General features: G+C 71.9%; 23 protein-coding genes. 10 read left to right on the top strand and 13 right to left on the bottom strand.

Annotated features, from left to right (window positions below; all coding sequences use genetic code 11):
- Positions 1–48: 48 nt before the first annotated feature.
- Complete coding sequence (locus J7I94_RS20405; protein WP_215168615.1) at positions 49–1,434, bottom strand: HAMP domain-containing sensor histidine kinase; 1,386 nt, start codon at positions 1,432–1,434, stop codon at positions 49–51.
- Positions 1,435–1,508: 74 nt separating this feature from the next.
- Positions 1,509–2,198: a response regulator transcription factor gene (locus tag J7I94_RS20400; protein ID WP_215168587.1), complete on the bottom strand. Its 690-nt coding sequence runs from the start codon at positions 2,196–2,198 to the stop codon at positions 1,509–1,511.
- 172 nt (positions 2,199–2,370) lie between these two features.
- On the opposite strand from J7I94_RS20400, the gene J7I94_RS20395 reads away from it, so the two are divergent.
- Entirely contained in the window at positions 2,371–4,764 is a 2,394-nt protein-coding gene (locus J7I94_RS20395) for an MMPL family transporter (protein WP_215168613.1), read from the top strand.
- Here J7I94_RS20395 and J7I94_RS20390 read toward each other — a convergent pair.
- From J7I94_RS20390 to J7I94_RS20345, 10 genes are all read right to left on the bottom strand, one after another.
- Entirely contained in the window at positions 4,757–5,512 is a 756-nt protein-coding gene (locus tag J7I94_RS20390) for a TetR/AcrR family transcriptional regulator (RefSeq protein ID WP_215168585.1), read from the bottom strand. The two genes, J7I94_RS20395 and J7I94_RS20390, sit on opposite strands and share 8 nt — an antisense overlap.
- A gap of 9 nt (positions 5,513–5,521) precedes the next feature.
- On the bottom strand, positions 5,522–5,995 hold the full coding sequence (locus J7I94_RS20385; protein ID WP_215168584.1) for a DCC1-like thiol-disulfide oxidoreductase family protein: 474 nt from the start codon (positions 5,993–5,995) through the stop codon (positions 5,522–5,524).
- A gap of 4 nt (positions 5,996–5,999) precedes the next feature.
- Positions 6,000–6,407: a hypothetical protein gene (locus J7I94_RS20380; protein ID WP_215168583.1), complete on the bottom strand. Its 408-nt coding sequence runs from the start codon at positions 6,405–6,407 to the stop codon at positions 6,000–6,002.
- 94 nt (positions 6,408–6,501) lie between these two features.
- A complete protein-coding gene (locus J7I94_RS20375; RefSeq protein WP_215168582.1) occupies positions 6,502–6,912 on the bottom strand; it encodes a VOC family protein in 411 nt (136 codons plus the stop codon).
- Positions 6,913–6,953: 41 nt separating this feature from the next.
- A complete protein-coding gene (locus J7I94_RS20370) occupies positions 6,954–7,574 on the bottom strand; it encodes a Uma2 family endonuclease (RefSeq protein WP_215168581.1) in 621 nt (206 codons plus the stop codon).
- A gap of 148 nt (positions 7,575–7,722) precedes the next feature.
- The gene (locus J7I94_RS20365; protein WP_215168579.1) at positions 7,723–8,502 is read right to left on the bottom strand and encodes a succinate dehydrogenase iron-sulfur subunit; all 780 of its coding nucleotides are present in this window, start codon (positions 8,500–8,502) and stop codon (positions 7,723–7,725) included.
- The gene (sdhA, locus tag J7I94_RS20360) at positions 8,502–10,256 is read right to left on the bottom strand and encodes a succinate dehydrogenase flavoprotein subunit (protein ID WP_215168578.1); all 1,755 of its coding nucleotides are present in this window, start codon (positions 10,254–10,256) and stop codon (positions 8,502–8,504) included. Before sdhA ends, J7I94_RS20365 begins: the two co-directional genes overlap by 1 nt.
- A gap of 17 nt (positions 10,257–10,273) precedes the next feature.
- On the bottom strand, positions 10,274–10,753 hold the full coding sequence (locus tag J7I94_RS20355) for a succinate dehydrogenase hydrophobic membrane anchor subunit (RefSeq protein ID WP_215168577.1): 480 nt from the start codon (positions 10,751–10,753) through the stop codon (positions 10,274–10,276).
- Positions 10,754–10,758: 5 nt separating this feature from the next.
- On the bottom strand, positions 10,759–11,139 hold the full coding sequence (gene sdhC, locus J7I94_RS20350) for a succinate dehydrogenase, cytochrome b556 subunit (RefSeq protein WP_215168575.1): 381 nt from the start codon (positions 11,137–11,139) through the stop codon (positions 10,759–10,761).
- Between the two features lie 210 nt (positions 11,140–11,349).
- Positions 11,350–11,856 carry a 2-oxo-4-hydroxy-4-carboxy-5-ureidoimidazoline decarboxylase gene (locus tag J7I94_RS20345; protein ID WP_308114641.1) on the bottom strand — a complete coding sequence of 169 codons (507 nt, stop codon included), beginning with the start codon at positions 11,854–11,856 and terminating at the stop codon, positions 11,350–11,352.
- Between the two features lie 264 nt (positions 11,857–12,120).
- Between J7I94_RS20345 and J7I94_RS20340 the strand changes: the two genes are divergently transcribed.
- The 4 genes from J7I94_RS20340 (at position 12,121) to J7I94_RS20325 (ending at position 15,006) form a co-directional block, all read left to right on the top strand.
- A complete protein-coding gene (locus J7I94_RS20340) occupies positions 12,121–13,686 on the top strand; it encodes a glycoside hydrolase family 20 protein (RefSeq protein ID WP_215168609.1) in 1,566 nt (521 codons plus the stop codon).
- Positions 13,687–13,826: 140 nt separating this feature from the next.
- Positions 13,827–14,333 carry a hypothetical protein gene (locus tag J7I94_RS20335; protein WP_215168574.1) on the top strand — a complete coding sequence of 169 codons (507 nt, stop codon included), beginning with the start codon at positions 13,827–13,829 and terminating at the stop codon, positions 14,331–14,333.
- A gap of 93 nt (positions 14,334–14,426) precedes the next feature.
- Positions 14,427–14,837, top strand: coding sequence for a hypothetical protein (locus J7I94_RS20330; RefSeq protein ID WP_215168573.1), 411 nt, complete (start codon positions 14,427–14,429; stop codon positions 14,835–14,837).
- 22 nt (positions 14,838–14,859) lie between these two features.
- Positions 14,860–15,006 (top strand): hypothetical protein, encoded by a 147-nt coding sequence (locus J7I94_RS20325; RefSeq protein WP_215168572.1) that lies wholly within the window; start codon positions 14,860–14,862, stop codon positions 15,004–15,006.
- A 7-nt stretch (positions 15,007–15,013) separates the two neighbouring features.
- Here the strand turns inward: J7I94_RS20325 and J7I94_RS20320 are convergent, their stop codons facing one another.
- Entirely contained in the window at positions 15,014–16,012 is a 999-nt protein-coding gene (locus J7I94_RS20320; protein WP_215168608.1) for a LacI family DNA-binding transcriptional regulator, read from the bottom strand.
- Positions 16,013–16,274: 262 nt separating this feature from the next.
- Here J7I94_RS20320 and iolC point away from each other — a divergent pair, with 262 nt between their 5' ends.
- Genes iolC through J7I94_RS20295 form a run of 5 tightly spaced genes read left to right on the top strand, consistent with a single transcriptional unit; the run spans position 16,275 to position 22,382 of the window.
- Positions 16,275–17,228 carry a 5-dehydro-2-deoxygluconokinase gene (gene iolC / locus J7I94_RS20315; RefSeq protein WP_215168571.1) on the top strand — a complete coding sequence of 318 codons (954 nt, stop codon included), beginning with the start codon at positions 16,275–16,277 and terminating at the stop codon, positions 17,226–17,228.
- Positions 17,218–18,090 carry an aldolase gene (locus J7I94_RS20310; protein ID WP_215168570.1) on the top strand — a complete coding sequence of 291 codons (873 nt, stop codon included), beginning with the start codon at positions 17,218–17,220 and terminating at the stop codon, positions 18,088–18,090. The genes iolC and J7I94_RS20310 overlap by 11 nt, the downstream gene beginning before the upstream one ends.
- Complete coding sequence (gene iolB, locus J7I94_RS20305) at positions 18,087–18,959, top strand: 5-deoxy-glucuronate isomerase (RefSeq protein ID WP_308114638.1); 873 nt, start codon at positions 18,087–18,089, stop codon at positions 18,957–18,959. Before J7I94_RS20310 ends, iolB begins: the two co-directional genes overlap by 4 nt.
- Positions 18,956–20,845 (top strand): 3D-(3,5/4)-trihydroxycyclohexane-1,2-dione acylhydrolase (decyclizing), encoded by a 1,890-nt coding sequence (gene iolD / locus J7I94_RS20300; RefSeq protein ID WP_215168569.1) that lies wholly within the window; start codon positions 18,956–18,958, stop codon positions 20,843–20,845. Before iolB ends, iolD begins: the two co-directional genes overlap by 4 nt.
- 34 nt (positions 20,846–20,879) lie before the next feature.
- Positions 20,880–22,382 (top strand): CoA-acylating methylmalonate-semialdehyde dehydrogenase, encoded by a 1,503-nt coding sequence (locus J7I94_RS20295; protein ID WP_215168567.1) that lies wholly within the window; start codon positions 20,880–20,882, stop codon positions 22,380–22,382.
- Positions 22,383–22,394 lie beyond the last annotated feature (12 nt).

Raw genomic sequence — 22,394 nt, 5'->3', positions numbered from 1 at the left:
GTGGGTGTGCTCGGACCGGGCCCGTTCCCTTCGCCGGGGTCGGCGCCCTCACCCCGCCCCCGCCCCCGCCCGGTCGGGCAGCACCACCGTCACCGCGAGCCCCTCGCCCGGCGCGGTCCGCACGTCCACCTCCCCGCCGTGGGCGTGCACCGCGCCCTGCACGATCGCCAGCCCCAGGCCGCTGCCCGCGCCGCCGCCCGCCCGGAAGAACCGGTCGAAGACCCGGGCCGCGTCCTCCGCCGTCAGCCCCGGCCCCTTGTCCTCGACCGACAGCCGCACGACCCCGTCGACACGCTCCGCGGCGAGCCGTACCGGCACGTCCGCCGGGGTGTGCACCCGTACGTTCGCCACCAGGTTGCCGACCACCTGCCGCAGCCCCGACTCGTCGGCGCACACCGTCAGCGCCCCCTCGGCGTCCACGGTGACCGGCCGCTCGGGCTGCTGGACGCGCAGGTCCTCGGCCGCGTCCCGCAGCAGCCGGCCGACGTCGACCGGGCGCAGCCGCAGCTCGGGGCGCTGGTCGAGGCGGGCGAGGGTGAGCAGCTCGTCCACCAGCCGCCCCATCCGGTCGGCCTCCGCCAGCACCCGCTCCCAGGCCCGCTTCCGCTCGGCCGGCTCGCGCAGCATGCCCTTGTCGTAGAGCTGGAGGTAGCCGCGTATCGCGGCCAGCGGGGTGCGCAGTTCGTGCGAGGCGTCGGCGACGAAGCGGCGCAGCTGGGCCGTGCTGCGCTCGCGCGTGCGGTACGCCGACTCCACCTGGTGCAGCATGGAGTTCAGCGCGAGCCGCAGTTGCTCCACCTCCGCGGTGGCCTCCCGGCTGGAGGGCACCCGCCGGGTCAGGTCGCCCTCGGCGATCGCCGACGAGGTCTCCACCATGTCCTCCAGGGGCCGCATCCGGCGCCGCACGCTCATCATCGTCAGCCAGGCCAGCGTCGCCAGCAGCAGCGTGCCGACGCCCAGGTCGAGCCGGAGGGCCTTGGCGACGCCGGTGTGCAGGGCGTCGGTGGAGGCGGCGACCAGGACGAACGTCCCGTCGGAGAGCCGGGTCGCGGTGACCCGGTAGGCGGTGTCGCGCACGGTGACGTCGTGCGGCTCGGGGTCGTCCGCCAGCGGCGCCGGGTCGGCCACCGCGGCGGCCAGGGCCCGCTGGCCGTCGGTCGGCTCGTACCCGGCGAGGGCGAGCGCCCGGCCCCGGCGGTCGGTGGCGGCGACGAGGCTGTCCGGTGCCCGGTCGCCCGCGTCGCCGTTCAGGAACCGGTCCCGGACCAGCGTCACCGCGCCCAGCGCGTCGAGCTGCTCCATGGTGAGCGGCGCGGTGCCCAGCGACTGGCGGGTACGGAGCAGCTCGGCGTCGATCTGGTCGATCAGGTAGTGCCGCATGCCCACCAGGCTGACCGCGGTCGCCACGACGACGCCGACGGCCAGCAGTGCCATGTTCGCCACCGCCAGCTTGGCGCGCAGCGAGGGGATGCCCCGCCCGCGCCGGAACAGGACGCGCCGCAGGGCCCTCACGCGAGCCCGTATCCGACGCCCCGCCGCGTGGTGATCAGCGGCGGTCCCAGCGCGTCCAGCTTGCGCCGCAGGTAGCTGACGTAGGTCTCCACGACGGTCGACTCGGACGGCGCGTGCTCGTACTGCCAGACGTGGCGCAGCAGTTGGTCCTTGGGCACGATCCGGCCGCCGTTGCGCACCAGGAAGCGCAAGAGCGCGTACTCGGTCGGGGTCAGCTCGACCGAGCGGTCGCCGCGCCGGGCCGTGTACGTCGTCTCGTCCAGCTCCAGGTCGCCGTAGGTGAGCGGGGGCCGTTCGGGCAGTACGTCGGCGGGGCGGACCCGGCGCAGCACCGCCTGGACGCGGGCGACCACCTCGTCGATGTTGAACGGCTTGGTGATGTAGTCGTCGCCGAAGCCGAGCGCGCCGACGATCTCGGCGGGCGCGTCGCGGGCGGTGAGGAAGACGAGCGCCAACTCGGGGTGCCGGGAGCGCAGTTCCTTGCCGAGCGCGCGGCCGTCGCCGTCGGGCAGCATCACGTCGAGCAGTGCCGCGTCCGGCCGGGTGGTCCCGGCGAGCGCGAGGGCGTCGCGGACGGTGGCCGCGCACATCACCTCGAAGCCGTGGAAGCGCAGGGCGATGGCGAGGACGTCCGCGATGCTCGGTTCGTCCTCCACCACCAGCACGGTGCCGGGACCCGTCGTCATGCCCCCAGTATCGGCGCGGGCACCGGCGGCGGGGGCGGTTCCCGCTTTGGAGTTCCTTGAGAGTCGGGCCCAGCCGGTGTCCACGCCCGCGCCGCGCCCCCGATTCTGAGGCGCAGGACCTGGGGGGACCGACCGACTTTTCCTGGAATGAAGGAGTTTGGGCGTGACGGCATTGGCGCGATGGTGCTACCGGCACCGGCTGGTGGTCCTGGTGTTGTGGGCGGGGGCGGTGTTCGGGCTCGTGGCGGGGGGTTCGGCCGCGGGGACGAGCTACTCGAACGTCTTCTCGCTGCCGGACACGGACTCCAGCGAGGCCTTCGACCTGATGGAGAAGGCGTTCCCGGAGAGTTCCGGCGACACCGACACGGTGGTGTGGAAGGTCGACGAGGGCTCGGTGCGGGACGCCTCCGTACGGTCCCGGATCGAACCCGCACTGGAGCAGATCGGGCGGATGGAGGGGGTCGGCGCGGTCAGCAGCCCCTACGGCGCCGACGGCGCGGCCCAGGTGAGCCGGGACGGGACGATCGCGTACGCCCAGGTCACCTTCACCGAGCAGGCCAACTCCGTGGAACTGGCGGTGATCGAGGACGTCGTGGACACGGCGCAGGACGCCGAACGCGCCGGGCTGACGGTGGAGCTGGGCGGGCAGGCCATCGCCCGCACCCAGGAGCTGCCGATGGGCACCGCCGAACTGGTCGGCATCGGGGCGGCGGCCATCGTCCTGTTCCTGACCTTCGGGTCGCTGTTCGCGATGCTGCTGCCGCTGGTCACCGCGATCGCCGGTGTGGCGAGCGGCCTGATGTCCACGACCCTGCTCAGCCACGTCACCGACGTGCCCGAGGTGGCCCCGCTGCTGGCCACGCTCATCGGCCTCGGCGTCGGCATCGACTACGCCCTGTTCATCGTCACCCGGCACCGGCGCGGCATCCTGCGCGGCATGGAACCGGAGGAGGCGGCCGTGACCGCCCTCAACACCTCCGGACGGGCGGTGCTGTTCGCGGGCGGCACGGTGTGCATCGCGCTCGCCGGGATGCTGGTGATGAACATGGACTTCCTGAACGGCGTGGTCGTCGCCACCTCGCTGACCGTCGTCCTCAGCGTGCTCGCGGCCGTCACCCTGCTGCCCGCGCTGCTCGGCGTGCTCGGCATGCGGGTGCTCAGCCGGCGGCAGCGGCGGCGGCTGGCCGCGACGGGACCGGAGCCGAAGGAGTCGGCCGGTCTCGCGGCGCGCTGGGCGGCGTTCGTGCAGCGGCGCCCGCGCGGTACCGCCGCGGTGGCCGTCGTGGTGATGGCGGTGCTCGCCATCCCCGTCTTCTCGCTGCGGCTCGGCGCCAGCGACCAGGGCAACCTGCCGGAGTCCACCACCACCCGGCAGGCGTACGACCTGCTCGCCGAGGGCTTCGGCCCGGGCTTCAACGGCCCGCTCCAGGTGGTCGTGGAAGGCGATGCCCCCACCGGCCTGGTCCGGGCGATCGAGTCCACCGAGGGCGTCGCCCAGGTGGCCGCCGTACCGCCCGCGAACGGGATCTCCGTCATCCAGGTGGTGCCGACGACCTCACCGCAGTCCGTGGAGACGGACCAGCTGATCGACCGGCTGCGCGACGACGTGATCCCCCAGGCGGGCGTGGACGCGCACGTCGGCGGGGTGACGGCCGTCTTCAAGGACTTCGCGACCGTCACCGGGGACCGGCTGCCGTACTTCGTCGCCACCATCATCGCGCTGGGCTTCCTGCTGCTCCTGGTCGCGTTCCGGTCCCTGGTGGTGCCGCTGACGGCCGCCGTGATGAACCTGGTGGCCGCCGCCGCGTCGTTCGGCGTGCTGGTGGCGGTCTTCCAGTGGGGCTGGGGCTCGGAGGCCCTCGGCTTCGGCGCGGAGGGGCCGATCACCTCCTTCCTGCCGGTCATCATGCTGTCGCTGCTGTTCGGCCTGTCGATGGACTACCAGGTCTTCCTGGTGAGCCGGATGCATGAGGAGTGGGTGCACACCAAGGACAACGCCCGCGCGGTGCGGGTCGGCCTCGCCGAGACCAGCCGGGTCATCAACTCCGCCGCCCTGATCATGGTCAGCGTGTTCGCCGCGTTCGTGCTCAGCGGCGACACGGAGGGCGCGATGGCGGGCATCGGCCTGGCGGCGGCGGTCGCGCTGGACGCCTTCATCCTGCGTACGGCGCTGGTCCCGGCGGCGATGTACCTGCTGGGCCGGTCCAACTGGTGGCTGCCGAAGGGCCTGGACAAGCGGCTGCCGCACCTGGCCGTGGAGCCGGCCGAGGAGCCGGCGGCTCCGGAGGGACCCGCCTCGGTCGTGCACGGCTTCGTCCGCACCGCCGACGGCGGCCCCGTCGAGGGCGCGTCCGTCACCCTGCTGTCGTCCGGCGGCCGGCGGCTCGACCACGTCACGGCCCTCGCCGACGGCTCGTACATCCTCGCCGTCCCCGCGCCGGGCACCTACCTGCTGGCGACGACCGCCCCCGGGTACGGCTCCCGGGCCGCGCACGTCACCGTGGCCGACGGCCCGCTCACGCACGACGTGGAGCTGGCCGGGCACGAGGTCGACGCGGTCAACTGACCCCGTCCGACGGGCGCTGCCTCTTCCTGCCGGGATCGGGCAGCGCCGCCGTCATGCCCGGCAGGAAGTCCGTGAACAGCTCGTGCACCTCGCGCACCAGCGGGCGCAGCACCCGGAACCGGGCCAGCACGACGCCCCGCGCGGTCAGCCGGGCGCCGCGCTCGGCCAGCCGGTAGCTGCGCTCGCGGCCCTCGGTCCGGTCGAAGATCCAGTACAGGACGAGTCCCATCTGCGACAGCCACATCAGCTCCGGCAGGATGTCCCGCAGCTCCTCCGGCACCTTGGTCTTCGTCCCGGCCAGCACCGCCCGGTGGACGCTGATGGCCTCCACGCGCGCGTGCTCCGACTCCGGGGAGAACGGGCTGAGCGGGCTGTCCGGGTCGGCGGCGTTCTTGAAGAACTGGACCGCGAACTCGTGGTACGGCGTCGCGATGTCCAGCCACACCTTCAGCACGCCCGCCAGCCGGGCCTCCAGGTCGGTCTCCCGCGCCAGCACGTCCCGGACCGCCGCCTGGTGCTCGGTGGCGATCCGGTCGTAGAAGCCCTGGATGAGGTGTTCCTTGCCGGCGAAGTAGTAGTAGGCGTTGCCGACGGAGACCCCGGCCTCCTGGGCGATGGCCCGCATGGTGGTCTTGTCGTACCCCCGCTCCTGGAACAGCCGCATCGCCGTCTCCAGGATCAGGGCGCGGGTCTGCTCGGACTTGCTGAGGTGGGCTCCGTCACCGGGGCCGTCGTTCTTCGCGGGCACGTCCAGAGCCTAGCCAGTGCGGCAGGAGCCGTCGGCACAGCCCGGCGCGGTGTACGTCCAGCCGGCGCTCGGATGGTACGTCCAGCCGTCGGCCCGGCGGTACGCCTGGCCGCCCCACCGGGCGCCCCGCCACTTGGCGGCGGCCAGCACCGCGCCCTTGGCCAGCTTCGCCCCCGAGAGGGTGCTGAGCCGGTGGGCGAGCGGCCGGTGCTCGCGCAGTGCCCACAGCACGACGATCCAGGCGGCGGCACCCCGGTAGACCTGCCCGGCGTCCCCGACGACGGTGATCTCGTCGAGGGTGGCGGCGTGGTCCAGGCCGGGGAACCGGCGGCGGGCCTCGGCGGACCCGGCGGGGACCGGCTCCAGCTCCACCAGGTGCGGCTGGCGCGTCAGCCAGTCCCGTACGAAGGCGCACAGGGCGCACTCGGCGTCGTAGAGGACGGTGAGCCGCCGTACGGGTACGGCGGCCGTCTCGGCCGGCACCGGCTCAGTGCCCGACCGTCGGAGCCACCCAGCCCTGCGGCGGCACGGGCGGCGTCTGCTCCCGCTCCATCACCCCGCGCCGCCGGATGCGGTTGAGCACGTACACGTTGCCCAGGTGCATCACGCCGAGGACCAGCAGCACCACGCCGAGCTTGGTCGACAGGGCCTCGAAGATGCCACGGGTGTCGGTGATGGTCTCGTCGCCGCTGAGGTAGAGGGCGACGAAGCCGAGGTTGACGAGGTAGAAGCCGACCACCAGGAGGTGGTTGACCGCGTCGGCGAGCTTCTCGTTGCCGTGCAGTACGTCGGCGAGGAAGACCCGCCCGTTGCGGCTGAGCGTACGGGCCACCCAGATGGTCAGCCCGATGCTGACGGCCAGGTAGATGACGTAGGCGATGACGGTGCGGTCCATGCCCCACCCCTTCTTGAACGCGTTCAAAACGCTGACAGGAGAGACTCTAGACCTGCTTTTGAACGTGTTCAACTCAAGGGGTGGGTGGCCCGCGTCACGCGCGGCGGGCGAGCTGGGGCCGCTTGCGGTAGTCGGTCAGCCCGACCACGTTGCCCCAGGGGTCGGCGAACTCGACCGTCCATCCGGTGGCGCTGGAGAAGGGCCCGTCGTACGGCTCGACCCCGGCGTCCGTCAGTGCCCGCGCGGCGGCCTTGGCGTCCGGCACCTCCAGCCAGACCCGGGGGGACGGCCAGGGCGGCGGCCGGTGCCCGAACCCGTCCTCGTGGCGCAGCAGGATCCCGGGCGTCTCCTTGCCGGCCTTCAGCAGCGCGATCCCGCCCTCGTCGAACCGGAACCCGACCTCGAACCCGGCCCGCTCGTAGAACTCCACCGCCTCGCCGAGATCCCCGACCGGCAGCAGCACGTTGTCGAACCCGAGCAGCTCGTACGACTCGTCATCTGACATGGCGTCAGGGTAGGTCGATGATCAGCCGGGGAGGCTGATTGTCAGCCCTGCCCGGGCGCGCTCTTCGCCCGTCCGGCGGCAAGGATCTCGCCGACGTCGAGGGTGACCTCGGCGCCCAGGGAGGCGGGGAGGGTGACCGACTGACCGGGGGCGAACACCTGGTGCTGGTCGTATTCGTCGGCGACGGGTTCAGTGAGTACGTGGAGGCGGTTGTGCCTGCGGTTGACGATCACATAGACCGGGATCCTGGCGATGGCGTAGGCGGTGACCTTGGCGCGCAGGTCGTTCTGGTAATTGCTCGACGTGACTTCCAGAACCAGACGGAAAACGGCAGGGTCGTAACAGTTGTTCTCGACGAGATGCTCGTCGGCGTCGGCGTCGACGATGGACAGATCGGGGATGGCGAAGTCCTCGGGGCCGTCGGGCAACCAGACCCCGATGCCCTGGTGCACCTCGGTTTCACCGCCACCCAGACCTGCGGCCACGAAAGGCCCGGTGAGTGCGTTGAGCGCCCGGGAATGCGCGATGTCTGGCGGGGGAGTCACGACGAGGATGCCTCCGATGATCTCGACGCGATAGCCCGGGTTGTGCTCCATGAGCCGGTTGGCCGCGTCGATGAGCGGTCGGTCGCAGTGCGGCCGCTCAACGTGTGCTGCGGTCATCACATGCCTCCCGTGGGCTGGTGTCGAGGGCATCATCGTAGGCAGGGGGACACCCTGGAGGCAGGGTGAGCGCCGTTCACCCGAACGCGTGGCACACGCCAAAGGGCCCCGTCTCCAGCGGAAACGGGGCCCAGGCAGCGGTCGTCGCTCAGAAGCGGCGCGTGATCAGCGCTCGCTTCACCTCCGCGATGGCCTTGGTGACCTCGATGCCGCGCGGGCAGGCGTCCGTGCAGTTGAAGGTCGTGCGGCAGCGCCAGACGCCGTCGCGGTCGTTGAGGATCTCCAGCCGCTGCTCGCCGGCCTCGTCACGCGAGTCGAAGATGAAGCGGTGGGCGTTGACGATGGCGGCCGGGCCGAAGTACTGGCCGTCGTTCCAGAAGACCGGGCAGGACGACGTGCAGGCGGCGCACAGGATGCACTTGGTCGTGTCGTCGAACCGCTCGCGGTCCTCGGCGGACTGCAGGCGCTCGCGCGTCGGCTCGTTGGTGTCCTTCGTGATCAGGAAGGGCATCACGTCCCGGTACGCCTGGAAGAACGGCTCCATGTCGACGACCAGGTCCTTGAGGACCGTCAGGCCCTTGATGGGCTCGACCGTGATCGGCTTCTCGGGGCTGATGTCCTTGATCAGCGTCTTGCAGGCGAGGCGGTTCTTGCCGTTGATCCGCATCGCGTCGGACCCGCAGATGCCGTGGGCGCAGGAGCGGCGGAAGGTGAGCGTGCCGTCCAGTTCCCACTTGATCTTGTGGAGGGCGTCCAGGACGCGCTCCTTGGGGTCCATCTCCAGCTGGAAGTCTTCCCAGGTCGCCTCGGCCGAGACCTCCGGGTTGAACCGGCGGACGCGGACCGTGACGGTGATGTAGGGGGAGTCGGCGAAACCGGGCTCGGGGGCTCCGGCCGCGTCCGCCTTGTCCAGAACAGGGGTAGCCATCAGTACTTACGCTCCATCGGCTGGTAGCGGGTCTGGACGACCGGCTTGTAGTCGAGACGGATGGACTCGGTGCCGTCGTCGCCGACCTCGCGGTACGCCATGGTGTGGCGCATGAAGTTCACGTCGTCGCGGTTGGGGTAGTCCTCGCGGTAGTGACCGCCGCGCGACTCCTTGCGGGCCAGCGCGGAGACGGCCATGACCTCGGCCAGGTCGAGCAGGTTGCCCAGCTCGACGGCCTCAAGGAGGTCGGTGTTGAACCGCTTGCCCTTGTCCTGGATCGAGACGTTCTTGTAGCGGGCGCGCAGCTCGCCGATCTTCTCGACCGCCGTCTTGATCGTCTGCTCGGTGCGGAACACCATGACGTTGGCGTCCATGGTCTCCTGCAGCTCGCGGCGCAGCTCCGAGACCCGCTCGTTGCCGGTGGAGGTGCGCAGCCGCTCGATCTGCTCGACGACCAGGGACTCGGGGGAGTCCGGCAGCTCGACGAAGTCCGCCGAGTGCGCGTACTCCGCCGCCGCGATGCCGGCCCGCTTGCCGAAGACGTTGATGTCGAGCAGCGAGTTGGTGCCCAGGCGGTTGGCGCCGTGCACCGACACGCAGGCGACCTCGCCGGCCGCGTACAGACCCGGAACGACGGTGGTGTTGTCCGCCAGGACCTCACCCTCGACGTTGGTCGGGATGCCGCCCATCGCGTAGTGCGCGGTGGGCTGGATCGGGATCGGGTCCGTGTACGGCTCGATACCGAGGTACGTACGGGCGAACTCGGTGATGTCGGGCAGCTTGGCGTCGAGCTGCTCCGGCGGGAGGTGGGTGAGGTCCAGGTAGACGTGGTCGCCCTCGGGACCGCAGCCGCGGCCCTCGCGGATCTCCGTGTAGATGGAGCGGGAGACGACGTCGCGCGAGGCGAGGTCCTTCATGACGGGCGCGTACTTCTCCATGAAGCGCTCGCCGTCCTTGTTGCGCAGGATGCCGCCCTCACCGCGGGCACCCTCGGTGAGCAGGATGCCCATGCGCCAGATGCCGGTCGGGTGGAACTGGAAGAACTCCATGTCCTCCAGCGGCAGCCCGCGCCGGTAGCAGGCCGCCTGGCCGTCACCGGTGAGGGTGTGCGCGTTGGACGTCACCTTGAAGAACTTGCCGGTGCCGCCGGACGCGTAGATCACGGACTTGGCGTGGAAGACGTGGATCTCGCCGGTGGCCAGCTCGTAGGCGACCACACCGGCGGACTTCTTGACGCCGTCCACCTCGGTCATGATCTGGTCCAGGACGTAGAACTCGTTGAAGAACTCCACGCCCTCCTTGACGCAGTTCTGGTACAGCGTCTGGAGGATCATGTGACCGGTGCGGTCCGCGGCGTAGCAGGACCGGCGGACCGGGGCCTCGCCGTGGTTGCGGGAGTGACCGCCGAAGCGGCGCTGGTCGATGGTCCCGTTCGGCGTCCGGTTGAACGGCAGGCCCATCTTCTCCAGGTCGAGGACGGAGTCGATGGCCTCCTTCGCCAGGATCTCGGCGGCGTCCTGGTCGACCAGGTAGTCACCTCCCTTGACCGTGTCGAAGGTGTGCCACTCCCAGTTGTCCTCCTCCACGTTGGCGAGCGCGGCGGCCATGCCGCCCTGCGCGGCGCCAGTGTGGGAGCGGGTGGGGTAGAGCTTCGTCAGGACGGCCGTGCGGCTGCGCTTGGTCGCCTCGATGGCGGCCCGCATACCGGCGCCACCGGCGCCGACGATGACGGTGTCGTACTTGTGTACCTTCATGATTCGCAGCCCCGTGCCTAGCGGATGTTCGGGTCGAAGGTGAAGATCACCAGCGTGCCCAGCAGGATGGTGAACACCGTGGCGGTGTAGAGCAGGCCCTTGAGCCACAGGCGCGTGTTCGGGCGCTCGGCGTAGTCGTTGATGACCGTGCGCAGGCCGTTGGCGCCGTGCAGCATCGCCAGCCACAGCATCAGCAGGTCCCAGACCTGCCAGAACGGGGACGCCCAGCGGCCCGCCACGAAGGCGAAGCCGATCTTGGAGACGCCGCCGTCGAGGACCAGCTGGATCAGCAGGTGGCCGAGGACCAGGACGACCAGCACCACGCCGGACAGCCGCATGAACAGCCAGCCGTACATCTCGAAGTTGCCCCGGGTGGACTTCGGGGACTTCTTGGTGCGCTTGCGCGGGGGCTCGATGAGCGGCGCGGGGTTGTCGACCGTGTAGACGGAGGAACCCTCGACGGGGCCGACCCCGGAGGCGGTTTCAGTCGTGGACATCTGCGTCAGCTCCCGAACAGTTCACGAGCGGCGTGGCCGAGGACGGGGTACAGGGCCCCGATCATCAGCACCAGCCACACGGCGACGACGGACCAGAGCATCTGCTTCTGGTAGCGAGCGCCCTTGACCCAGAAGTCGACGGCGATGACGCGCAGACCGTTGAGCGCGTGGAAGAGGATGGCGGCGACGAGGCCGTACTCCAGCAGCGCGACGATCGGCGACTTGTACGTGGCCACGACCTTGTCGTAGGCCTCGGGGGAGACACGCACGAGAGCGGTGTCCAGCACGTGTACGAACAGGAAGAAGAAGATGAGGACGCCGGTGACTCGGTGAGCCACCCAGGACCACATTCCTTCCCGGCCGCGGTACAGCGTTCCAGCCGGCACGGAAGTTTCCTCCGGGAGCGGGGGTTGGGGCCGCGCCGGCTTCTCTGTCGGTGGGCCCGGCCGGGTACGGTCCACCGGCCCCCAGCATCGTAGCCAGCGCTCGCTGTCGTTCTTACAGCGGGCCTACCGGTGTGATCAAAGTTGCACGCAACGGAGTACCGACGGTGGTTGCGGGGCGGGCGACTTGTCTTGTTTGCCGGGTACTGGCCGTCAGGGACTGGTCGCGCCCCTGAGGATGCGCCTCAGTCGTTCGCCTGCCAGGCGCCGGAGTTCCTCCGCCGCGATCACCCGTTCGTCCTCGGGATCGTTCGCCAATCGTGACCGGACGGCGGTCAGGACGTGGTTCAGGCGTTCGTCCTCCGGGATCCCGTCGAGACAGATGACGAACGCGTGTCCGAATCGGGACTCGTAGGCGGCGTGGGCCGCCCGCAGGGCCGTGCCGGCCGCCGCGTAGGTGCCCTCGGGGAGGGTGGGCAGGGATTCCGCCGCCAGGGCTTCCGTCAGGTCCTCGGCGCTCAGGTCGTACGACGCCTCGTCGGCCGCCGCCAGCAGGGCGGGGAGGTCGGGGTAGGGGCGGTGGGCGGCGATGCGGTGGGCCCAGGGGGTGCTGTGCAGGCAGGTGAGGAGGGTGCTGACGGTGTCCTCGGGGCTCGCGGTGTTGAAGAAATGCAGGGGGGTCGGAGTGGTACGGGTTTGGGCCGGTACGGGTATGGCCACCCGGCCGGGGACATCTGGAAGACGGTGCGCAGGCAGCGTGGGTCCTTGTGCGTCACGTGTGTGTCGGCAGGGGCTTGTGTGAGTTGTGTGGCGTCACGTTAGCGAGTGAGGGCATGACATGTCCGAGCGATGCCTGAATTTCACCCGAACGGGAGAGTTTCAGAACGAGTGCTGGACGTTTCCTGTCGGTACCGGCCGTAGGTTGACGCCGTGAGTCAGCACGGACGCCGTATACCGGCGAGGCAGAAGGTGGGGCGGCGGGCGGTGGCCGCCGGTACGGCGGTCGTCGCGCTCGGCGCGGGGCTGTGGGCCTGCGACGGGGGGTCTTCGGGGTCGGCGGGCCGCTCCGCCGAAGGGCTCTCCGCGGCCTCGCCCTCGGACAGCCCGTCGCCGACCCGGTCCTACGCCCTGTCCGGCGAACCCCGCACCATACCCGCCGTACGCGACCACACCCCGGCGCGCGGACCGGGCTGGAAGCCCGCCGACGACCACCGGGTCGTCGTCTCCGACGCCGCCCTCGCCGACGAGGGCAGGCTCATAGCGAGCGAGCTGGGGCTGACGTACGCGGGCGAGAAGGACGACGAGAAGTCCGGGGACCTGCGGCTGGAGACCGCGGACGCGGGCGGCGCCGGGAGCGAGTCGTACACCATGACCGTGCGCGACGGGCAGGTCACCGTCAGCGCGCCCGGCGAGAGCGGCGTCTTCTACGGCACCCGGACCCTGAAGCAGGCGGTCCAGGGGGACGGCGCGGCGCCCGAGGGGGTCGTGCGGGACGAGCCGGCCAAGGAGCGGCGCGGGTTCATGCTGGACATCGCCCGCAAGCACTACTCGGCCGACTGGATCAAGGACCGGATACGGGAGCTGGGCGACCTGAAGTACAACGAGCTGGGGCTGCACTTCTCCGACGACCAGGGCTTCCGTATCGAGTCCTCCTCGCACCCGGAGATCGTCTCGGCCGACCACCTCACCAAGGCGCAGGTCAAGGAGATCGTCGCGCTGGCCGAGGAGCGGCACATCACCGTCGTCCCCGAGATCGACTCGCCCGGCCACCTCGGCGCCGTCATCGAGGCCCACCCCGACCTCCAGCTGCGCAACGCGCAGGGCACGGCGACCAAGGGCGCGATCGACATTTCCAAGCCCGGGGCCGCCGAGATCGTCGACGACCTGATCGACGAGTACTCCGACGTCTTCCCCGGCGGCCAGTGGCACCTGGGCGGCGACGAGTACCAGGCGCTGACCGTCTCCGACCCGGAGGCGTCCTACCCGCAGCTCGCCGCCGCGGCCCGCGAGAAGTACGGCTCAGGCGCCACCGTCGAGGACCTCACCGCGGGCTGGCTCAACGACCGGGCCGCCACCGTCCAGAAGAACGACCGCACCCCGCGCGCCTGGAACGACGGCTTCTTCAAGGACAGCGACCCCGCGGCTGCCGACGACATCCTGGTCGCCTACTGGACCGGCAAGGAGATCGGCGCCCGCCGGCCCGCCGAGTACCTCGCCGAGGGCCGTGAGGTCATCAACTACAACGACGAGTTCCTCTACTACGTGCTCGGCCAGCCGCAGACCTTCGTCTACCCGACCGGCGAGCGGATCTACGAGCAGTGGACCCCGCGCGTGATCCGCGGCACCGAGCCGGTCGACGCCAAGTACGACGATCAGATCCTCGGCGGCAGCTTCGCCGTCTGGGGCGACTACCCGAGCGCCCAGACCGAGGACCAGGTCGCGGCCGGCATCCGGCTGCCGCTGGCGGCGACCGTCCAGAAACTCTGGGACCCGGACGATCCGGAACTGTCCTGGACGGAGTTCCGCGAGCTGTCCGGCCGACTGGACTGACCCGCGTACGCCCGCGCGTCTGTGGCGATTCCCGCGCCGTTCCGGACCGGAACGATGCGGGAATTGCCCGGGAGTTGCTGCGAACTCCCCTGGACTGTGGTGGTCTGTGGACGAGCCAACGGAACACGGGGGAGCCGGACATGGGCTACTGGGGGTATCTCGTCGTGGGCCGCGCCGAGCGGCCGCTCGCCGCACTGGACGCGCTGCCCGGCGCCGAGGACGGCATGAGTCTGCGCGCGTCCGCGCCGGGCGGCTGGCAGGTGTGGGAGTACCCGGGCGAGTCGGGCGTCGGCAACATGAACGACCTGGCCGCGCAGACCGGCGCGCCCGCGCTGTTCGGATACGTGATGGACGGCGCCTGCGTGGTCGTGGAGGCGGCGGCACCCGAGAGCGGGGCGTGGACGACCTGCCTGGGGCGGGAGGCGATGGCCGGGTACCTGGGCGCCGAGCAGAACGGCCTGACCCTGGAGGACTACTTCCTGGAACCGCCGGACGCCGCCGCGCGGGCCGTCACCTGGGCCGCCGAGGCCGGGCACCCGGTCCGCCCCGGCGACCTGCTCGGCGTACTGACGGCCGAGCCGCCGGCCGGGAACGCCGAGGACCTGTTCTTCCGCCTCCTGGACCGGCTGGGCGTGGTGCGTTCGTGACCGTCGGGGCCGAGATGTGACGGTCCTGCGTCGATTGCGGGCAGCCGCCCCGATCCGCGTGACGAAAGGCCACCGGGCGACGCTGCTGCCGGTGTGACGACTTGGATCAGTACGACAGCGACGGCGGCACCGGGGGCCAGGCCCTCCGCCGCCGCCCGGCCGGTGCGGTGGGCGGCGGACGCGGTGACGGCCCTGCGCGAGGGCGCCCGGCTGCGCCTCGACTACTCGGCGCGGAGCCTGTGGAGCGTCGACCGGATGATCGAGGGCATCCGCCGCGAGGAGGCGCCGTACGCGGCGGTGGAGACCGTGCTGCGCGGCTTCGGCGCCTACGCCGGTGAGGTGATCGTCCGCGAGACCGGCGGCGAGTGGTGGGCGGGCGGCGGCGACCACTGGGTGCGCACCCCGGACGGCCGCCTGTGGGACCCGATCGACGAGGCCCGCCGCTGCTACGCCGGCGACGGCTCGCTGCGGCTGCTGTGCCGGGAGGCGACGACCTCCCCGTGATCCGCACGGCACGCCCACGCCTGTGACGTCGGGGAAGCCGGACGCTGATGACCGTGGAGGCACGGGCACGGCGCCGGGAACCCTCTCCGGCCCCGGCCGGCTGGAGGCGCTGCTCGGCGTCGCCCCGCGCGCGGGGGCCGGGGAGAGCGGCGACGGCACGGGGACCTGATCAGGGGTCAGGGACGGTCGGGCGCCGGGGCCGTGGTGTCCCGTATCACCAGTTTCGGGTCGATGACCGCCTCCCGTGGGCGCAGGGCGGTGTCGTCGAGGCGTTCGACGGCGTACCGGACCGCGTGCGCGGCCATCAGCGCCGCGTCCTGGCGGACCGTCGTCAGGCCGACCGGCATCAGGTGGGAGAGGTGGCTGTCGTCGTAGCCGACGACGGACAGGTCGTGCGGGACGGACACGCCGGCGCGGCTGAGGGACATCATCAGGCCCATCGCGCACCGGTCGTTGCCGGCGAGGACGGCCGTCGGCAGCGGGCGGCCGTCCGCGCGCTCCGCGACCAGCAGGGCGCCGGCCGCCACCCCCGACTGCTCCGTGTGGTCGCCGGACAGGACGCGCGCCTCGTCGGCGAGACCGTGCCGGCGCATCGCGGCCCGGTAGGCGCGCCGCCGTTCGGCCGAGCCCGGGCCCCGGCCGCCGTCGACGTGCACGATCCGCCGGTGACCGAGTCCGACGAGGTGGTCCATGGCCTGGCGGACGCCCTTGGCGTCGGCGGTGTGGACGCTGTCGAGGTGGGCGCCGGGGAGGCGGCGGCCGACGGAGACGGCGACGGTACGGCGGCCGAGCGCGTCGAGATCGGCGGCGCCCGCGTCGGCGCCGAGCAGGATGACCGCCTCGCAGCGGTGCGCGAGCAGGGCCTCCACGGCCCGGGAGGCGTCCCGGCTCGGCGCGGTGGCGGAGAGCAGCACGTCGTAGCCGAGGCGTTCGGCCTCGGCGTAGATGCCCTCCACGAGGTCGGCGTGGAAGGACTGGTGGGCGGTGAACATGACGCCGAGCGTCCGGCTGCGGCTGCGGGCGAGGAGCCGGGCCGCGTGGTCGGGGTGGTAGCCGATCTCGTCCGCCACCCGCAGGACCCGCTGCCGGGTCTCCTCCCCGGCCCCCGGCTGGTTGCGGAAGACGATCGAGACCAGGGCCCTCGACACGCCCGCCTTCTCGGCTACATCGGCCATCGTGGGGCGACGCTTGCCCGTTCCGTCCACCGGTGAGTTCACGCTCCTCGTCGCAACGTTCACGAAACTTCGCGGCGACAACCTATTGACAGGACATTTGATCGGGGGACATCTTACTCGCACTAGAGCGCGCTAGTAGAGCGCGGCAGTACGACCCGCCGTGTCCCGGCGGACACCCCTGGCCTCCCTGCCGAAAACCCCGCCGAACACCCCTGCCGAACCTGCCGACACCGGAATCCCCGGACCGAAGGGACCACCAGCGATGCCGTTCGATGTGCTGACCATGGGCCGTTGCGGAGTGGATGTGTATCCGCTCCAGACCGGCGTGGGACTGCCGGAGGTCACCACGTTCGGCAAGTACCTGGGCGGCAGTCCCACCAACGTCGCCGTGGCCGCCGCCCGTCATGGACGCCGCGCGGCAGTGATCACCAAGACGGGCCGGGACCCGTTCGGTGACTTCGTGCGCACGGCGCTCGACGGCTACGGCGTGGACACCCGCTTCGTGGGCACCTCGGACATCGCGCCGACCCCCGTCACGTTCTGCGAGATCTTCCCGCCGGACGACTTCCCGCTGTACTTCTACCGGCAGCCCAAGGCCCCCGACCTGGACATCCGGCCGGACGAACTCGACCCGGCGGCCGTCCGCGACGCCCGCGTCCTGTGGATGACCGGCACCGGACTGAGCGAGGAACCCTCCCGCTCCGCCACCCTGGCCGCGCTCGCCCACCGCGCCAAGGCCGGCGTGACGGTCTTCGACCTGGACTGGCGCCCGATGTTCTGGACCGACCCCGCCGAGGCCCGCGCCCACTACCGCGAGGCCCTCGCCCACACCACCGTGGCCGTCGGCAACCGCGAGGAGTGCGAGGTGGCGACGGGCGAGCGGGACCCGTACGCCGCCGCGAAGGCGCTGATCGGCGCCGGGGTGGAACTGGCCGTGGTGAAACAGGGACCCGACGGCGTGCTCGCGATGGAGCGCGGCGGCGCCGTCGCCGAGATCCCGCCCGTGCCGGTCGACGTGGTCAACGGGCTGGGCGCCGGGGACGCGTTCGGCGGCGCGCTCTGCCACGGGCTGCTGGCCGGGTGGGACGTGCGGCGCACGGTCTCCTTCGCCAACGCCGCGGGCGCGCTGGTCGCGGGCCGGCTCGCCTGTTCCGAGGCCATGCCCACCGAGTCCGAGGTCGACGAGAAGCTGCGTGAGGTGAACAGTGCTGTCTGAGAAGGTGAGCCGGATCGTGGACACCCGGGTCAAGGACCCGGGGGCGATCGCCGCCGCGGCGGCCCGGCGGGTACGGGCGGCCACGCCGTTCGGCGAGCACGGCAAGGTCATGATCATCGCCGCCGACCATCCGGCGCGCGGCGCCAACGCGGTGGGCGCCGACCCCTCCGCGATGGCCGACCGCTTCGAACTGCTGGACCGGATGTGCGTCGCCCTGGAACGCCCGGGGGTCACCGGGGTGCTGGCGACCGCCGACATCCTGGAGGACCTGCTGCTGCTCGGCGTCCTGGACGGCAAGAGCGTCTTCGGCTCCATGAACCGAGCGGGGCTGGCCGGTTCGGTCTTCGAGATCGACGACCGCTTCACCGGGTACGACGCCGAGACCATCGCCGCGATGGGCTTCGACGGCGGCAAGATGCTCACCCGTATCGCCCTGGACGACCCGGCGACGCCCTCGGCCCTGGAGAACACCGCCCGCGCCGTCGACGCCCTCAACGACCGCCGGCTGATCGCCATGGTCGAGCCGTTCCTGTCCTCCTGGCAGGACGGCCGGGTCCGCAACGACCTCTCCACGGAGGCCGTGATCAAGTCGGTCACCATCGCCTCCGGCCTCGGGCGGCGCAGCGCCTACACCTGGCTGAAGCTGCCGGTCGTCCCGGACATGGAGCGGGTGCTCGCCTCCTCGACCCTGCCGGCCGTCCTGCTCGGCGGCGAGGTCAAGGACCCCGAGGCCGCGTTCGCCTCCTGGGGCAAGGCCCTCAAACAGCCCACCGCACAGGGGCTGACCGTCGGCCGCTCCCTGCTCTACCCCTCGGACGGCGATGTCGCCGGCGCCGTGGACCGGGCGGTGAGCCTGCTGTGAACACCACCGGCACCCGGTCCGGCGTGCGCCACCCCGACACCGCCGGCCACCACCTGCCCGCCGGGAGCACCGCCGACGGCCCCTACGACCTCGTGGTCACCCCCGACGCCGCGGGCTGGGGCTTCTCCGGACTGCGGGTCCTCACCCTCGCCCCCGGCACCGGGCACACCCTCGCCACCGCCGACGCCGAGTTCCTGGTGCTGCCGCTGACCGGCTCCTGCACGGTCGCCGTCGACGGAGAGGTCTTCGAACTGGCCGGACGCACCGGCGTGTTCGACGCCGTCACCGACTTCGCCTACCTGCCGCGCGGCACGGAGGCCGTCCTCACCAGTGCCGCCGGCGGCACCTTCGCCCTGCCCTCGGCCCGCACCGACCGGGTCCTGCCCGCCCGCTACGGCCCCCGGGAAGCGGTGCCCGTCGAGGCGCGCGGCGCCGGGAACTGCGCCCGCCGCGTCGTCAACTACTGCCTGCCGGGCACCTTCGACGCCGACCGGCTGCTGGTCTGCGAGGTGCTCACCCCGGGCGGCAACTGGTCCTCGTACCCGCCGCACAAGCACGACGAGGAGCGGCCCGGCGAGGAGTCCGAGCTGGAGGAGATCTACTGGTTCCAGATCGCCGGCGGCCCCCAGGGCTTCGCCTACCAGCGGGTCTACGGCACCCCCGACCGGCCCCTCGACGTGCTCGCCGAGGTCCGCTCCGGTGACACCGTGCTGATCCCGCACGGCTGGCACGGTCCCTCGATCGCGGCCCCCGGCCACGACCTCTACTACCTCAACGTCATGGCCGGCCCCGGCACCGAACGGGCCTGGCTGATCCGCGACGACCCGGCGCACTCCTGGGTGCGCTCCACCTGGGAGGCACCCGCGTGAGCCGGCCGACCGTACGACTGACCACCGCCCAGGCACTGGTGCGCTTCCTGGCGAACCAGTACAGCGAGCGCGACGGACGCGAGCAGCGCCTGATCCCCGGCGCCTGGGGCATCTTCGGGCACGGCAACGTGGCCGGGGTCGGGCAGGCGCTGCTCCAGGCCGCCGCCACCGGGGAGGCCGACCTCCCCTACTACCTGGCCCGCAACGAGCAGGGCATGGTGCACGCGGCCGTCGCCTACGCCAAGATGCGCGACCGGCTCGCCGCCTTCGCCTGCACGGCGTCGACCGGCCCCGGCTCGACCAACATGATCACGGGCGCGGCGCTGGCGACCACCAACCGGCTGCCGGTGCTGCTGCTGCCGTCCGACATGTTCGCCACCCGTGCCGCCGACCCGGTGCTCCAGCAGCTGGAGGACACCCGGGGCGGGGACGTCACCGTCAACGACGCCTTCCGGACCGTGTCGAAGTACTTCGACCGGATCACCCGGCCCGAGCAGCTGATCCCGGCCGCGCCGGCCGCGATGCGGGTGCTGACCGACCCGGTGGAGACCGGTGCCGTGACCCTCGCGCTGCCGCAGGACGTGCAGGCCGAGGCGTACGACTGGCCGGTCGAGTTCTTCCGGCGCCGGGTGTGGCACGTGGGCCGGCCGGTGCCGGAGACGGCGGCGGTGGAGCGGGCGGCGGAGCTGCTGCGGGGCGCCCGCAGGCCGCTGATCGTGGCGGGCGGGGGCGTGGTGTACTCCGGCGCCGAGGCACGGCTGCGGGCCTTCGCCGAGGCCACCGGCATCCCGGTCGCCGACACCCACGCGGGCAAGGGCGCGGTGCCCTGGGACCACCCGTGCGCGGTCGGCGGCATCGGCTCGACCGGCGCGTACGCCGCCAACGAACTGGCGAAGGAGGCCGACGTCGTCCTCGGCATCGGCACCCGGTACTCGGACTTCACCACCGCCAGCCACACCGTCTTCGGCGACCCGGACGTCACCTTCGTCAACCTGAACGTGGCCCGTCTGGACGCCGTCAAGCACGCGGCCGAACCGGTGGTCGCCGACGCCCGGCTCGGCATCGAGGCCCTCGCCCGCGCCCTGGACGGCTGGCGGGTGCCGGACGAGCACCGGCAGCGAGTGGCCGGGCTGATCGCCCGTACCCGCGAGATCGAGGAGGAGTGCTTCGCCCCGGACCGGGCCACGGGTGACCTGCCGGCGCAGACCCAGATCCTCGGCGCGCTCAACGACGTCCTCGACGACCGTGCCGTGGTGATCAACGCCGCCGGGTCGATGCCCGGCGACCTCCAGCAGCTGTGGCGGGCCCGCGATCCGAAGGCGTACCACGTGGAGTACGCGTACTCCTGCATGGGCTACGAGGTCGCCGCCGGTGTCGGTGCCAAGATGGCCGACCCCTCGCGGGAGGTCGTGGTCCTGGTGGGCGACGGCTCGTACCTGATGATGGCGCAGGAGATCGTCACCATGGTCTCCGAGGGACTCAAGGTCATCGTCGTCCTCGTCCAGAACCACGGCTTCGCCTCCATCGGCGCGCTCTCCGAGTCCCTCGGCTCCCAGCGGTTCGGCACCAAGTACCGCTACCGGGACGGCGATTCGGGCCAGCTCGACGGGGACGTGCTGCCGGTCGACCTCGCCGCCAACGCGGCCTCCCTCGGCGCCGACGTGCTGCGCGCCGCCACCGTCGGGGAGTTCCGGGCGGCGATGGAGAAGGCCAAGGCCGCCGACCGCACCACCGTCGTGCACGTCGAGACCGACCTGTACGGCCCCAACCCGCCCGCGCACGGCTGGTGGGACGTGCCCGTCAGCCAGACCTCCGCGCTCGACTCCACCCGCGAGGCGTACGCGACGTACGCCGCCCACAAGCGCGACCAGCGCCCCTACCTGTAGCCCTCTGTACCCCTCCGCGACAAGGAACCCTCACGTGACCACCATCCCGCACTGGATCGCCGGCGCCCCCGCCGAGGGCACCGGGCGGACCACCGCCCCCGTGTACAACCCGGCCACCGGCCGTGAGCAGGCCCGTGTGGTGCTGGCCGGCGCCGCCGACGTGGACGCCGCCGTCACCGCGGCCCGTACCGCCTTCACCACCTGGTCCGAGTCGTCGCTGTCCCAGCGCACCCAGGTTCTGTTCGCCTTCCGGCAGCTCCTCGTCGAGCACGAGGAGGAACTGGCCCGGATCATCTCCGCCGAGCACGGCAAGACCGTCGGCGACGCCCGCGGCGAGATCGCCCGGGGCCGGGAGGTCGTGGAGTTCGCCTGCGGCCTCGGCGACGTCCTCAAGGGCGACTTCTCCGACCAGGTCTCCCGCGGCGTCGACGTGCACAGCTTCCGCCAGCCGCTGGGCGTCGTCGCGGGCATCACCCCGTTCAACTTCCCCGCGATGGTGCCGCTGTGGATGCACCCGATCGCCATCGCCACCGGCAACACCTTCGTCCTCAAGCCCAGCGAGCGCGACCCGTCGGCCGCCAACTTCGTCGCCGAGCTGTACCGGAGGGCCGGCCTGCCCGACGGCGTGTTCAACGTCGTGCACGGCGACAAGACGGCCGTCGACGCGCTCCTCGACCACCCCGGCGTCGAGGCCGTCTCCTTCGTCGGGTCCACGCCGATCGCCCAGTACGTCCACGAACGCGCCACCGCCGCCGGCAAGCGCGTCCAGGCCCTCGGCGGCGCCAAGAACCACGCGGTCGTGCTGCCCGACGCCGACCTGGAGTTCGCCGCCGATCACATCACCGCCGGCGCCTACGGTTCGGCGGGCGAGCGCTGCATGGCCCTGTCCGTCGCCGTCGCCGTCGGACCGGCCGCCGACGCCCTGGTCGCCATCCTGGAACGCAAGGCCCGCGAGGTGAAGGTCGGCCCCGGCGACGCGCCCGGCACCGAGATGGGCCCGCTGGTCACCGCCGCCGCCCGGGACCGCGTCGAGCGGGCGGTCGCCGAGGCCCCGGCGCAGGGCGCCACCGTCGTCGTCGACGGCCGCGGCCTGAAGGTCGAGGACCACCCCGAGTGCGCGGACGGCTTCTTCACCGGCCCCTCCCTCCTCGACCACGTCACCACCGCCATGGACGCCTACCGGCAGGAACTGTTCGGCCCGGTCCTCGCCGTCGTCCGCGTCGACACCCTCGACGACGCCATCGACCTGATCAACGCCAACCCGTACGGCAACGGCACCGCCGTCTTCACCGCCTCCGGCGAGGCGGCCCGCCGCTTCCAGCGCGGCGTCAAGGTCGGCATGATCGGCGTGAACGTCCCGGTTCCGGTGCCGATGTCGTACTACTCCTTCGGCGGCTGGAAGGACTCCCTGATCGGCGACTCCCCGATCCACGGCCCCGAGGGCATCCGCTTCTACACCCGCCCCAAGGTCGTCACCACCCGCTGGCCGCACACCGAGCAGCACGTCGCCGCCGGCTTCACCTTCCCCACCTCCTGAGCACCCCTAAGG

This window comes from Streptomyces sp. ISL-12 (genome assembly GCF_018614415.1).
Lineage (GTDB): Bacteria > Actinomycetota > Actinomycetes > Streptomycetales > Streptomycetaceae > Streptomyces.
The sequence above is the reverse complement of the archived record's forward strand: the minus strand, read 5'-3'. Positions and strand labels throughout refer to the sequence as shown.